Consider the following 13580-nt stretch of genomic DNA (forward strand, 5'->3'; position numbering starts at 1 on the left):
CCGCCCTACCGACCGTCGGCGTCGAGCCGCTCCGGCATCCCGAACCGGGCGAACAGCCGGGTGTCCAGGAACGACGTGATCGCCGCGATCCGACCGTCGACGACCTCGAGCACGTGGATGCCCCACGGCTCGAACCCGCCGCCGGCGGCGGGCTTGTACTGCGCGAAGGCCGGGCAGCCGTTGGCGTCCGGCGCCCGCAGCACGGTGGAGCCCTTGCAGCCGATGCCGGGCCCGAGCATCCAGTCGCCCAGGTCGCGCGCGCCCTGCAGCCAGAGCGCGAACGGCGGCATGTTCTGGGTGGCGTCCTCGTGCAGCAGGGCGACGAACGCGTCGATGTCGTAGCTCTCGAACGCCTCGACGTAGCGCCGCAGCAGCTCCTGCTGCGCCTCGTCCAGCGGGTCGAGCGGGCGGGGGTCGCCGTGGTGGGTGGCCAGGGTCGCCCGGGCCCGCTGCAGCGCGCTGTTGGCCGAGGCCACCGTGCTGCCGAGCAGCCCGGCGACCTCCTGGGCGCTGAAGCGCAGCACGTCGCGCAGGATCAGGACCGCCCGCTGCCGCGGCGGCAGGTGCTGCAGCGCGGCGACGAAGGCCAGCCGGACGCTGTCGCGCTCCTCGGCCTGGTCGGCGGGGTCGGTGGAGGCCGGGGCGACGCCGCGCCAGGGCAGCGGCTCCAGCCACTCCTCGTGCGGGCGCGGGTCCCCGAGCGAGGACTGCACGGGTGCGGAGGGGCCACCGATCTCCAGCGGCGAGGCCCGGCGCTTGCGCCCCGCGATGGCGTCCAGGCACACGTTGGTGGCGATCCGGTACAGCCACGACCGGACGCTGGAGCGGCCCTCGAAGGAGCCCATCGACCGCCAGGCCCGGACCATGGTCTCCTGCACCGCGTCCTCGGCGTCGTGCACCGAGCCGAGCATCCGGTAGCAGTAGCCGGTCAGCTCGCCCCGGTGCAGGGCGAGGTCGGCCTCACCCACCAGACCCGTGCCGGGCTGCTGCGCCACCTGCGTCATGTCGGTCCCCTCTCGGTCGCTGCGCCGACGCTAGACCCGGCCACCGACGACGCGGAAGGGCCGGACGCGCAGGCGTCCGGCCCTCCCGTCGGTCGACCCGTCGCTCAGTCGACCAGCCGGACGTCGTCCAGGTGGAACGGGGTGCGGCCCGGCGTCCGCAGCGACCAGCCGTCGACCTCGGTGAGCGTCAGCCCGTCGTCGGGCGCGCCGGCCGGCTGCTGCCGGTCACGACGGAACGACGACCACGGGACCGTGACCTGCTGCCAGCCGCTGGTGTCCTGGAACGACGCGGTGAATCGCTCGGCGGTGTCGGGCGCGCCGAAGACCTCGACGTAGTCGACCAGGTACTCACCCGGCAGCTCGAGGTCGGCCCCGAGCGCACCGCCGAAGTTGCCGCCCAGGGCGGTGTTGAGCAGCAGCGTGTAGGGCTTGTCGAACGGCCAGCCGTTCGGCGCGACGTCCTCGGGCGTGGCCTCGTGGAACTTGACGCCGTCCAGGTACCACTCGATCAGGCCGGGCTGCCACTCGGTGGTGATGGTGTGGAACTCCTCCGGCACCGGCCGGTCCAGGGTGATGGTGTCGCCGAAGGACTCCCCGCCGGAGTAGCCCGGGCCGTGGATGGTGCCGAACACGTCGAACGGCTCGCGGCCGACGAACTCGTAGAAGTCGATCTCGCCCGTGGTGGGCCAGCCGACGTCGCGGAAGTCGTTGCCCAGGCTCCAGAACGCGGGCCAGATGCCCGTGCCCGCCGGGGCCTTGACCCGGGCCTCTATGCGGCCGTAGCGGAACTCGGCGTTGCCCTCGGTGACGAGCCGGGCCGAGGTGTACTCGCAGGGGCCGTACCAGCAGGGCAGGTCCGCGGCCTCGGGGTCCTCGACCTCGGCGGTCCGGATGACCAGGTTGCCCTGCCCGTCCAGCGAGGCGTGCTCGGGTCCCTCGGCGTAGTACTGCAGCTCCTGGTTGCCCCAGCCCCAGCCACCGGTCTCGAAGGACCACTTGTCGGGATCGGGCAGGCTGCCGGCGGGGCCGTCGAAGTCGTCGGACCACTTGAGCTCCCAGCCGTCGGGGCCGGGGTCGGGCGCGCTGTTGTCGGCCAGCTCCAGCTGGACCCGGCCGCGCGAGCCGGTGCCGCGGTACCAGAACGACAGGCCCTCGGAGCCGGAGAAGTCCTGCGGCTCGGCGAACGTGCGTCCGATGGTGCCGGGCCCACGACCGGTGACGACGTCCTCGGTGTACTGCTGGCCGGGGCGCGCGAGCGCGTCACCGACCTCGACCTCGGTCACGCCGACGGTGGCGCGCGGACCGGCCTCGAGCAGGCCGGGCTGCTGGCCGTCCTCGACCAGCGCGGGGTCGCGGGGGTCGTCGTCGGCCAGGCTGACGACCCCGCGCGTCGCGGGCCCGCCGGGCAGGCCGTCGGTGTCGGTGAGGACGACCTGGTAGGACTCGTCGACCTCCCAGGTGTCGTCCTGCACGCCGGGGATGCTGAGGAACGCGTCGCGCTCGCCGGCCGGGATGGTCACCGTGCCGGAGCTGGGGACGTAGTCCCGGTCGGGCGTGGCCACGACGTCCTCGGTGGCGGTGCGGTCGGTGGAGTCGCTGGTGGCCCAGTCGACGGTGACGTCGCGGTCGGTGGCCCGGCTGAGCCGGATCCGCGGCTCGGCCGTCTCGCCCTCGCCGACCCGGGTCACAGGCGGGTCGAAGGCGACGGTCAGGGGCCGCTCGCCGAACAGGGCGACGTCGTCGAAGGCGAACTGCCGCTCGCCGCCGCCGGTGCCCAGGGTGCCGAAGCCGTAGCCGTTGATCTCCTCCAGCGTGAGGCCGTCGTCCGGGGCGCCGTTGCCGATGTTCTTGAACGCGAACTCGTCCCACTCCCACGACAGCGTCCGCCAGCCGGGGGTGTCGTCGATCCAGGACACCGTCCAGCGGCCGGCGTCGTCGCGGGTCGAGCCCGCCGAGCGGTTGTCGAGCAGGTCGAGGAACATGCCGGTGCCGGACCCGGTGCCGAAGAACCGGACCGAGAACCCGGCCGAGGCCGAGGCGTCGACGGGCGCCCAGTCGACCGGGTCGCCGCCGGTGAAGATGCGGATCAGACCGGCGAAGCTGCCGGTGTTGGACCCGAGCACGAGGCTCTCGCCGCCGCCCGGGCTCGGGGTCCACGGCGGGGTGGTGCCGGCGCCGACGTAGCTGTAGGCGTAGCCGTCGCCGGAGAACTCGAAGACGCCGATGGCGTTGCCGTCGGGGTCGCTGACGCGGGGCAGCTGGCCGTCCTCGAAGTCGTCGAGGACCACCACCGGCTCCGGTAGCGGGTCGTCCACCGCGGCACCGGCCGGGCCGGACGCGAGCAGGGACACGGGGACGACGAGCGCGGTGCTGAGCAGGGCGACGACGGTGGTGCGCAGGGGGGATGGGCGGGTCCGCATAGGTCCTCCTCGACCAGGTGCGACGGGTCGCCGCACCGGCCGGGGGCCGCGGGAGACCGCTGGTTGTGGGGCAACGATCACAAATCCCGGCTGAATCCGCAAGCGCTTGCAGATTGTCAGATCACGTGTCAGGCTCAGTTTGAGCGCGGGTACGACGTCGGCCGACGAGGGCCGGGTGCGGACGGGCGCGAGTCAGCCGGGACCGATGACGGTCCGGCCGGCGCAGCAGGGCCCCCGTGCGCGGGACGGCCCGTGAGGAGCACACCCATGTCCGTCCGTCTCCGGGGCGCCGTCGCGACGTCCCCCCCGACCCCGCGGCGCTCCCGCCGACCGGCGCGGACCGCCGCCGCCGCGGTGGCCGCCGTCCTCGCCCTGTCAGGACTCGGCGTGGGCAGCGCCCGGGCCGACACCCGGGCCAGCGACGCCGACCCGGTGCCGGTCGGGGCCGGCAGCTTCACCACCGACCAGGTCGGGCCCGCGCCGGAGGGCTGCGCACCGCTGGCCACCGACGCCCGGGCCTTCGTCACCGACGACGCCCCGGCCGGGGCGGTGCCCACCAACGACTGGTGGTCCTCGCTGCTGTTCAAGAAGTTCGACTGCGCGATGAGCGAGCCGCTGCACGCGCACCCCGCCTCGTTCAAGCCGACGCCCGCAGGGCTCGGGGTCTCGCACACGCAGACCCCGACGCTGTACGGCACGCCCGGCGGCATCGGGGAGTTCCACTTCCCCTACGCCCAGGACCTGCTGGTCGGGGTCGAGGGCCTGGCCGCGCCGACCGTCGAGGTGGCCGACTGGAGCGACTGGACCGTCACCCCGTCCTGGAGCGACGGCACCCGCTCGATGACCGCCACGATCGGCCACGGCCTGCCCTTCACCTGGTTCGAGCTGACCGGCGGCGACGCAATGCTGCAGGGTGCCGGCGACCTGCGGGTCTGGCTGCGTGACGACGAGCGCGTCGGGTTCAGCTCCGGCGGTGCGGACTACGTCGCCTTCGCCCCGACCGGGGCGACCTGGGCCACGTCGGGCACCACGCTGAGCAGCGACCTGGCCGGCGAGGGCTACCTGTCCCTGGCCGTGCTGGCGACCGGGCCGGGCGACACGGACACCGACCGCGTGGCCGAGGCCGACGCGTTCGCGCCGTACGCCTACGCCGAGGTCACCGGCACCCGGGCCGACTACGTGTACGACGAGTCGACCAGCCTGGTCGAGACCGTCTACTCGGTGCAGACGGAGGCGCACGAGGGCACGGCCGAGGGCACCGTCCTGGCGCTGTACCCGCACCAGAGCGCCTACCTGGACGGCACGACCGGCGACGGCCCGTCGGCCGGGGCGGAGTCCGAGCGCACGTACGTGTCCGCCCGCGGCCCGATGACGACCCTGGTGGGCGCGACGTCCTTCACCACCGCGACCCCGTTCACCGGGGTGCTGCCGGAGCTGCCGTCCGTGGCCACTGCCGAGGGCGACGCCAACGCCCGCCTCGACGTGCTGCTGGACGCGGAGGCGGCCGACCCGATGAGCATCGACGCCGACGACACCTACTGGACCGGCAAGGCCCTGGGCCGGGCCGTGCGCATCGCCGAGATCGCCGACCAGCTCGACCGCACCGCGGTGCGCGACCGGGCGCTGGAGCAGATCGAGGAGACCCTGACCGACTGGTTCACCGCGGACCCCGGTGAGACCGAGCAGGTCTTCGCCTACAACGAGAGCTGGGGCACGCTCGTCGGCTTCCCGGCCTCGTACGGCTCCGACAAGGAGCTCAACGACCACCACTTCCACTACGGCTACTTCATCCTGGCCGCGGCCACGCTCGCCCGGTTCGAACCGGACTGGGCCGCGCAGGCCGGCTACGGCGGCATGGTCGACGAGCTGATCGCCGACGCGAACGGCTTCGACCGCGACGACCCGCGCTACCCGTACCTGCGCGACTTCGACATCTACGCCGGCCACGACTGGGCCTCCGGTCACGGCGCGTTCGTCAACGGCAACAACCAGGAGTCCAGCTCCGAGGGGCAGAACTTCGCCAACGGGCTGATCCAGTGGGGCACCGCCACGGGCGACCTCGAGACCCGCGACGCCGGCGTGTACCTCTACGCCACCCAGACCGCCGCCATCCAGCAGTACTGGTTCGACGGCTCGGGCGCCATGCCCGAGGGGTTCGGCCACTCCACCGTCGGCATGATCTGGGGCAGCGGTGGCGCCTACGCCACCTGGTTCAGCGGCGAGGCCGAGATGATCCAGGGCATCAACACCCTGCCCATCACGGGCGGGCACCTGTACCTGGGGCTGCGACCCGACGACGTCGTGAGCAACTTCGACGAGATGGTCGCCGTCAACCGGGGCGAGCCGACCGTGTGGCAGGACATCCTCTGGTCCTACCTGGCCCTCGGCGACGGGGACCGGGCGCTGCAGGCGCTGGACGGCGACCGGGAGTACCCGGTCGAGGAGGGCGAGAGCCGGGCGCACACGTTCCACTGGATCGCCAACCTGGCCGAGCTGGGCACCGTGGACGCCGAGGTCACCGCCGACCACCCGGTGGCGGCCGTGTTCAGCGACGACGGGGCGCGCACGTACGTCGCGGCCAACGTCACCCAGGAGCCGCTGACCGTGCGGTTCTCCGACGGCACCTCCCTGGACGTGCCGGCCGGGCGGACCGTCGCCACCGGGGCGCACACGTGGAGCGGGGGCGGGGCGCCCAGCGGCACCGAGGAGCCCGGTGAGCCGACCGAGCCCCCGGCGCCCGCCGCCACCGAGCTCTACCTGACCGCCGCCGGCGGCCTGTCCACCGAGCCCGGCACCACGGCCACGGCGACGCTCGGGGCCCGGGTGGGCCCGGACGCCGTCGGTGACCCCAGCACCGGTCTGGTGGCCACCGCGCACGGCCTGGACGGCACCTTCGGCGGGCTGCGCACCTCCTTCGACCTCGGGATCGACGCCGAGGGCAACGTGGGCAACGGCACCCGGGCCCGGGTGTCGTACGACCTTGACGGCGACGGGACCTGGGACCGGGTGGAGAGCTACGGCTACTTCGCCACCGACCCGACACCGGGCTTCGAGCGGTACACCTCGGCCGCACGGCCGGTGGAGAGCGTCGAGGGCACCCTGACCGACATGGTCGACGGCTCGATCCGGGTCGAGGTCTGGAACGTCCTCGGCAACGGCCCGTCGCTGCTCGACCTCACCGGGTCCACCGTCCGGGTGCCGTTCGGCCCCCTCACCCCCGCCGGCGACGGCGACCCGGACCCGGACCCCAACCCGGAGCCCGACCCGGACCCGGAGCCGCAGCCGGTCGTCCGGCCCGGGGCGCCCGGTGAGGTGTTCGCCACCGCCGTGGGCGGTTCGCGGGTCACGGTGACGTGGGATGCGCCGCACCTGCCGGGCACGTCCGAAGTCACCGACTACCGGGTGCAGTACCGGGTCGCCGGCACGCAGCAGTGGCAGCCGTACTTCGACGCGGTGACGGCCACGACCGGGGCGACCCTGTCCGGGCTGGAGCCCGGCACGGCCTACCAGGTGCGGGTACGGGCCGTCTCCGACGCCGGGGCCGGCACCTTCGCCCGGCCGGTCCAGGCCACGACGTGGTCGCCGCCCGCCGCCCCGCGCGGGCTCACCGGCGAGCTGCGCGGCCGGTCGGTCCTGCTGGCCTGGACCGCCCCGGTCACCGACGGCGGGTCGCCCGTGACCGACTACGTCGTCCAGGTGCGCCCGGCCGGGGCCGAGCGCTGGGCCACGGTCGGGGAGGGGGTCGGCACCGGGACCACCGCCACCCTGACCGGGCTGGAGCGCCGGTCGACGCACGAGGTCCGCGTCGCGGCGGTCAACGACGTCGGTCGGGGCGGCTGGCACAGGTCCGCCGTCACGACGCGGTGACCTGAGCCGCCGGGTCGACGACCCGGGCACCGGTGGCCCCGTCCTGGGCAGGACGGGGCCACCGGCGTGGGCGGTGCCGGTTGGCGGGTCGTGCGCGGACCACGGATGATCACGCCAGCCCCGACGAGACGAGCGTGACGCCGTGACGGACCCCACCCTGCCCAGGCTGCACCGCCACGGGTCCGGGCGACCCCTGGTGCTGGTGCACGGGCTGGGGGCCACGCACGACTGCTGGCGCCACGTCGTCCCGCTGCTGCACCGCCACCGCGAGGTGGTGACGTTCGACCTGCCCGGCTTCGGTCACGCCCCGCCGCTGCCGGGACCCGTCACGGTGACCACGCTCACCGACCACGTCGAGCGGCTGCTGGCGCGGGCCGACCTGCTGGGCGCCGACCTGGTGGGCAGCTCGATGGGTGCGGAGATCGTGCTGGAGCTGCTGCGCCGGGGGCACGGCGGCGATGTGGTGGCGCTCGCGCCCAGCGGGTACTGGGGGGCCGGCGGGCGGCGCTGGTTCCTGCTGGTGGCCTGGGCCGCGCTCGTGCTGGTGACCGTCCTGCGGCCCGTGGCCCCCGCCATCCTCGCCACGCGGCTGGGCCGCGAGGTCCTGCTGCGACCGCTGTCGCCGCGGCCCCGCCACCTGAGCGACGTCGTGCCGGACTCGTCCCGGCTGTTCGGCTCGACCCCCTCCTTCGTGCCGGGCCTGCGGCACCTGGGGCGCCGTCGCGAGCCCGTGACCGTCCCCGCCGAGCGGCTGCACGGACGCACCGTGACCGTGGCGTGGGGGCGCCACGACGGGCTGTGCCTGCCGGGTCAGGCGCAGCGGGCCCACCGGGCGGTCCCGGGGGCGCAGCTGCACTGGTTCGAGCGGTCCGGCCACCTGCCGCCCTGGGACGAGCCGCTGGCCACGGCCGAGCTGCTGCTGCGGGCCACCGGCGGGAGCCGGACCGCCCATGTGTCCGGCCCCGGTGGCACTCTCGGCTGATGGAGCTGGGGTCGGTACGGGAGCTGAAGCAGTCGTGGTCGGCGCGGGTCACCACGCGGGAGGTCGCCGCCGGTCAGGTGCCCGCGGCGGGGCCGGTCGCCCTGGGGGCGGCGCCGCGCGGGTCGGGCTACGCCCTGGCCGTGCGGTACCGGCACGAGGGCCCGCTGGTGGCGCGCCTGGTCGAGCAGCTGCGGGCCGAGGTCGGGGACGGCGAGGTCGACGTCCGCCGGATCGGTCCGGTCCGGGCGCTGACCTCGCCCGCCCCGGAGCAGCTGCAGGGCCGGCTGCGTCCCCTGGTGCCGGGCTGCTCGGTCTGCCACGAGGCCGACACGGCCGGCACCCTGGGGGCGCTGGTCGAGCGGGACGGTGAGCCGTTCCTGCTGTCCAACAGCCACGTGCTGGCGCGGGCGGGTCTGGCCTCCCCGGGTGACGTGGTGCGGCAGCCCGGCCCGGCCGACGGCGGCACGGCCGAGGACCGGGTGGGGGTGCTGGAGACCGCCGCCGCGCTGGACCCGGCGGCGGGCAACCGGGTCGACGCCGCGCTGGCCCGCCCCGACGCGGGGATCGAGGTGGACGTGACCGGCGCCCCCACGGCCACGGCCCGGCTGGACGGCGACGAGCTGGTCGAGAAGCTGGGCCGCACCACCGGTCTGACCCGGGGCCGGGTGACGGCCATCGAGGTCGACGACGTGGTGGTGGACTACGGGGCCGGGGTCGGGCTGCTCCGCTTCGACGGCCAGATCGAGGTCGGCGGCGCGGCCGGCGGGCCCGACGGGACGGCCGGACCGTTCTCGCGCGGCGGTGACAGCGGCTCCCTGGTGCGTCTGGCCGACGGCGGCAGCGCGGTCGGGCTGCTGTTCGCGGGCAGCGAGGCCGGCGGGGACGACGGGCTGGGTCTGACCTACTGCAACGTGATCGACGACGTGCTCACCGAGCTGGGTGCCATCCTGGCGGGGTGACCGACCGGGACACCGCGCGCGCCGCCAAGGAGCAGCTGCGTACCGAGCTGCGCCGGCTGCCCGGCGTGGCCGCCGTCGGCCTGGGCCGGCGGCCGGACGGCTACGTCATCACCGTGACCGTCACCGAGCGGTCGACCTGCGCCCACGTGCCGCCGCACTTCCACGGGGTGACGGTCGAGGTGCGCGTGTCCGGCCCGGTCCGGGCGCTGCCCGCCGAGGGGGCCGCGGGGAGCGGTCGCACCGACGCCCCGGCCGAGAGCCCGTCCCCCGGCGTCAGCAGCGAACCCGGTGTCACCAGCGACCCCGGCGCGGGGCCGGCGGCCGCTCCCGGGGCCGCAGCACGGCCCTGACCTGGTCTCCCTCGTCGACGGCCTCGGCGCGACGGACGTGCGCGGGCAGCGCCAGGAACAGCGTGCCGTCCCCCATGGGCATCAGCGACGTGTCCCAGGCGGACCCGCCGACCCTCGCCGCCACCGGGACGAACCCCCGGCGGGCCCCGGCACGCAGCTGCTGCGACCGCGCCGGACCGAGCCGGAGCACGTACCAGCCGCCCACCCCGGGCAGCCGTTCCAGCTCGCCCGTCAGGTGGTCGACGGCCTCGTGGGACCCCTGCTCCGGCACGGGCCGACGGTAGGCGGCGGGACCGACAGCGCCCGGGTGCGAGCCGCCCCCGCGGGGCCGAGGATGGCGGGGTGGAAGTCGACGACGCGGTGTCCTTCGCCACCGAGCACCGGCGCAGCGTGCTCATCACGCTCAAGCGGGACGGGCGACCGCAGTCGTCCAACGTCATGCACGTGGTGCAGGACGGCCGGTTCGTGGTCTCGGTCACCGACGACCGGGCCAAGACCCGCAACGCCCGCCGTGACCCGCGGGTGTCCCTGCACGTGAGCGCCCCGGACTTCTGGAGCTACGTCGTCATCGAGGGCGAGGCCACGACGACGCCGGTCGCCCGCGCGACCGACGACGCCACGGTCGAGGCGCTCGTGGACTACTACCGGCACGCGGCCGGCGAGCACCCCGACTGGGACGAGTACCGCCGGGTCATGGTGCGCGAGCGGCGGCTGCTGCTGAGCCTCACCCCGAGCCACGCCTACGGCATGCTGCCCGGCCGTGGCTGAGCGGGACGGCGACGACGCCCCGGCCCCCGAGCACGTCCGCCCGGCCGGGGTCGACGACGCCACGGTCTCGGCGCTGGGCAAGCTGAGCGAGGCGCTGGAGACCGTCGAGCACGCCCGTGGCCTGCTGTACGGCTTCCACCGGCTGTCCGGCCGGGCCGACATCCTGCTGGGCGAGGCGGTCGACGAGCTCGCCGGGGCGGGGCACGAGGACCTGGCCGCCCGGCTGCGCCACGACCTGCTCGGGCGCAACGTGCTCGCCGGCCGGTGGACCTTCCAGGTCGTCGAGGAGTACGACGACGGCTACTGGAGCCGGTTCCGGGACCACGAGCGGGACGCCCGGGAGCAGCTGGTGCAGGGGCGGCGGCACCTGCTGGAGGCCGAGATGAAGGAGTCCGAGCGGACCCCCGGCCGCCCGGGGCACGAGGCCACCCCGGCCTGACCGGCCGGGTCGGCCCAGGGCAGGGCTGGGCTGGTCGAGGCGGTCCGGGGGCAGGTCAGGCCTTCGGGCTGCCGGTCGGCGGACCGCCCACCTCGGCCGGGGGCGGCTCCGGCTCGTGGGCCCGGGCCTCGCCGTCGAGCCAGGCCATCACCGGCGTCGCGGTCACCCCGTGGAGCACCACCGACAGCAGCACCGTGAACCCGACGGTGGCCCACAGCTCGCTCTCCTGGCTGAACGACCCCTCGGTCGTGGCGTAGGCCAGGTAGTAGAACGACCCGATCCCGCGCACGCCGAAGAACGCCAGCGCCGACCGCTCCCGACGCCGCGTCCCGCTCCCGATCAGGGACAGCCACCCCGCCACCGGGCGCACCACGACCACCAGCAGCACCCCGGTGGCCACGCCCACCCAGGTCAGGTCGTCGAACAGGCCCCGCGCGATGGCCACGCCGAACATGAGCAGCAGCGTCATGGTCAGCAGCAGCTCGATCTGCTCGATGAACGAGTGCAGCACGTGGTGGTAGTCGTGCCGGCTCTCGTGCGAGCGGATCACCATGGCGGCGGCGAACACGGCCAGGAACCCGTACCCCTGCAGCGTCTCGGCGACCCCGTAGGCCAGCAGCACCGCGCCGAGCGCCACCACGGCCTCCCCGGCCTCGGCGAACCGGAACGTCGCGCTGGGTGCGCGGAAGGCCACCCGGGCCAGCAGCCAGCCGACCGCGCCGCCCACCAGCAGGCCCACGACCACCTTGCCGAGCAGCTCCCACAGCACCCACCGCGGCCCCCACGCCCCGATGACCCCGGAGGAACCGACGAACAGGGCGAGGTAGACGAACGGGAACGCCAGGCCGTCGTTGAGGCCGGCCTCGCTCGTCAGCCCGAAGCGGACCTCGTCCTCCTCACCGCTGTTCGGCCCGCCGACCTGCACGTCCCCGGCCAGGACGGGGTCGGTGGGGGCCAGCACCGCCGCCAGCAGCAGCGCGCTGGCCGGCAGCAGCCCCATGAGCCCCCAGCCCAGCAGGGCGACGGCGGCGATGCACAGCGGCATGGCGATGCCCAGCAGCCGCCAGGTCGTCCCCCAGGCCCGCCACGACAGGGGCCGGTCCAGCGCCAGGCCCACACCCATGATCGCGACGATCACGGCGAGCTCGGTGAGGCGTTCGGTCGACTCGCCCTGCTCCAGCGGGTTGAGCTCCGGCAGGGGCAGCGGGAGCAGACCGACCACCACGCCGACCCCGGTGAACGCCATGGCGGCGGAGACGGCGCGGCCGCGGATCAGCCGGGGCAGCACGGCCGCGGTGAGCAGACCGACCCCGCCGACCACGTACACGACGTCGGCGCTGGTGATCTCGGGCACGGGCAGGCCCGTGATGGTGGTGAGGGGGAGCACGAGCGGAGCGTGGCACGGGACCGCGGGTCCGGCCACGTGCCGGTCCCGACGGGCGGTCCGGGGCCCCGTGCGTACGGTGGTCCGATGGTGCAGCAGGGTCCCCGCGAGCTCGACGTCGTCGTCCACGGTGCCACGGGTTTCGCGGGCAGGCTGGTGGCCGAGCACCTGGCCCGCCACGCACCGCCCGGGGTCTCGGTCGGGCTGTCCGGGCGCTCGGCCGACCGGCTCGCGCAGGTGCGTGACGGATTGGGCGCGCGGGCGCAGCAGTGGCCGCTGCTGGTGGCCGACGCCCACGACGACGACGCGCTGCGCGACGTGGCCCGGCGCGCCCGGGTGGTGGCCAGCACCGTGGGTCCGTACGAGCGCTTCGGTCTGCCGCTGACCCGGGCCTGCGCCGCCGAGGGCACCGACTACGTGGACCTGACCGGCGAGGTGCTGTTCATGCGGACCAGCATCGACGCCAACGACGAGACCGCCCGGGCGACCGGCGCGCGGCTGGTGCACGCCTGCGGGTTCGACTCGGTGCCCTCCGACCTGGGGGTGCTGCTGCTGGCGCGGGCCGCCGCGACGCACGGGCTGGGCGAGCTGGGCCGCACCCGGTTCGTGCTGACGGGCGCCTCGGGCGGGTTCAGCGGCGGGACGGTGGACTCGATGCGGGCCCAGGTCGACCGGATGCGCGACGACCGCGAGGCCCGCCGCCTGGTCGCCGACCCGTACGCCCTGAGCCCCGACCGGGCCGTCGAGCCCGACCGCACGGTCGACGGCCCCGGGGACGGGCCGGACTCCTGGGGCGTGTCCTGGGACGCCGACGCCGGCCGCTGGCTGGCGCCGTTCGTCATGGGCCCGGTCAACAGCCGCGTGGTCCGCCGCAGCAACGCCCTCAGCGGCTACGCCTACGGCCGGGGGTTCACGTACCGGGAGGCCGTGGGGATGCCGGGCCGCGTGCTGGGCGCCCCGCTGGCCGCGGGCCTGGCCGCGGGCACCGGTGGGCTCGGGCTGGCCATGGCCGTGCCCGTCACCCGTCGGCTGCTGGACCGCGTCCTGCCGGCCGTCGGCACCGGCCCGGACGAGGCCGCCCGCGAGGCGGGCTGGTTCGCGGTGCGGCTGCACTCGCGGACCAGCACCGGCCGGTTGGTGCAGGCCCGGGTCACCTCACCGGGCGACCCGGGCTACGCCGCGACGGCGCGGATGCTGGGCGAGAGCGCCCTGGCGCTGGTGCTGGACCGTGACCGGCTGCCCGACCGGGCCGGCGTGCTGACCCCGGCCACGGCCCTGGGCGAGGTGCTGGTGGACCGGTTGCGGGAGGCGGGGATGACGCTGCGGGTGTTGTGAGCCCGGCCGCCGGGCGTCGGGTGAGGTGGTGCCGGTCGGGGGAATCGGGGCCCCGCCCACGGGGTTGACCCG

11 protein-coding genes are annotated in these 13580 nt (G+C 75.3%); 7 read left to right on the top strand and 4 right to left on the bottom strand.

The window, feature by feature from the left end; genetic code table 11:
* Window positions 1-5: 5 nt before the first annotated feature.
* A complete protein-coding gene (locus SJY06_RS02670; RefSeq protein WP_380164357.1) occupies window positions 6-1004 on the bottom strand; it encodes a sigma-70 family RNA polymerase sigma factor in 999 nt (332 codons plus the stop codon).
* Between the two features lie 104 nt (window positions 1005-1108).
* Window positions 1109-3424 carry a family 16 glycosylhydrolase gene (locus tag SJY06_RS02675; RefSeq protein ID WP_380164359.1) on the bottom strand — a complete coding sequence of 772 codons (2316 nt, stop codon included), beginning with the start codon at window positions 3422-3424 and terminating at the stop codon, window positions 1109-1111.
* 267 nt (window positions 3425-3691) lie between these two features.
* On the opposite strand from SJY06_RS02675, the gene SJY06_RS02680 reads away from it, so the two are divergent.
* The 4 genes from SJY06_RS02680 to SJY06_RS02695 all read left to right on the top strand — a co-directional run bounded on the left by SJY06_RS02680 (window position 3692) and on the right by SJY06_RS02695 (window position 9582).
* A complete protein-coding gene (locus tag SJY06_RS02680) occupies window positions 3692-7291 on the top strand; it encodes a glycosyl hydrolase (RefSeq protein ID WP_380164361.1) in 3600 nt (1199 codons plus the stop codon).
* A 142-nt stretch (window positions 7292-7433) separates the two neighbouring features.
* Window positions 7434-8273 carry an alpha/beta fold hydrolase gene (locus tag SJY06_RS02685; protein ID WP_380164363.1) on the top strand — a complete coding sequence of 280 codons (840 nt, stop codon included), beginning with the start codon at window positions 7434-7436 and terminating at the stop codon, window positions 8271-8273.
* A complete protein-coding gene (locus SJY06_RS02690) occupies window positions 8273-9232 on the top strand; it encodes a hypothetical protein (RefSeq protein ID WP_380164365.1) in 960 nt (319 codons plus the stop codon). Before SJY06_RS02685 ends, SJY06_RS02690 begins: the two co-directional genes overlap by 1 nt.
* The gene (locus SJY06_RS02695; RefSeq protein ID WP_380164367.1) at window positions 9229-9582 is read left to right on the top strand and encodes a hypothetical protein; all 354 of its coding nucleotides are present in this window, start codon (window positions 9229-9231) and stop codon (window positions 9580-9582) included. The genes SJY06_RS02690 and SJY06_RS02695 overlap by 4 nt, the downstream gene beginning before the upstream one ends.
* On the opposite strand, the gene SJY06_RS02700 is transcribed toward SJY06_RS02695, so the two are convergent.
* Window positions 9524-9853, bottom strand: a complete 330-nt coding sequence (locus SJY06_RS02700) for a DUF1905 domain-containing protein (RefSeq protein WP_380164369.1) — start codon at window positions 9851-9853, stop codon at window positions 9524-9526. The genes SJY06_RS02695 and SJY06_RS02700 overlap by 59 nt on opposite strands.
* Before the next feature lie 71 nt (window positions 9854-9924).
* On the opposite strand from SJY06_RS02700, the gene SJY06_RS02705 reads away from it, so the two are divergent.
* Window positions 9925-10350 carry a PPOX class F420-dependent oxidoreductase gene (locus SJY06_RS02705; protein ID WP_380164371.1) on the top strand — a complete coding sequence of 142 codons (426 nt, stop codon included), beginning with the start codon at window positions 9925-9927 and terminating at the stop codon, window positions 10348-10350.
* The gene (locus tag SJY06_RS02710; RefSeq protein ID WP_380164373.1) at window positions 10343-10789 is read left to right on the top strand and encodes a hypothetical protein; all 447 of its coding nucleotides are present in this window, start codon (window positions 10343-10345) and stop codon (window positions 10787-10789) included. The genes SJY06_RS02705 and SJY06_RS02710 overlap by 8 nt, the downstream gene beginning before the upstream one ends.
* A 55-nt stretch (window positions 10790-10844) precedes the next feature.
* Here the strand turns inward: SJY06_RS02710 and SJY06_RS02715 are convergent, their stop codons facing one another.
* The gene (locus SJY06_RS02715) at window positions 10845-12176 is read right to left on the bottom strand and encodes a cation:proton antiporter (RefSeq protein WP_380164375.1); all 1332 of its coding nucleotides are present in this window, start codon (window positions 12174-12176) and stop codon (window positions 10845-10847) included.
* A gap of 84 nt (window positions 12177-12260) precedes the next feature.
* Between SJY06_RS02715 and SJY06_RS02720 the strand changes: the two genes are divergently transcribed.
* On the top strand, window positions 12261-13508 hold the full coding sequence (locus SJY06_RS02720; RefSeq protein WP_380164377.1) for a saccharopine dehydrogenase family protein: 1248 nt from the start codon (window positions 12261-12263) through the stop codon (window positions 13506-13508).
* Window positions 13509-13580: the final 72 nt, after the last annotated feature.

This window comes from Jannaschia sp. R86511, from assembly GCF_042466345.1.
GTDB lineage: Bacteria > Actinomycetota > Actinomycetes > Actinomycetales > JBBAYJ01 > Aquipuribacter.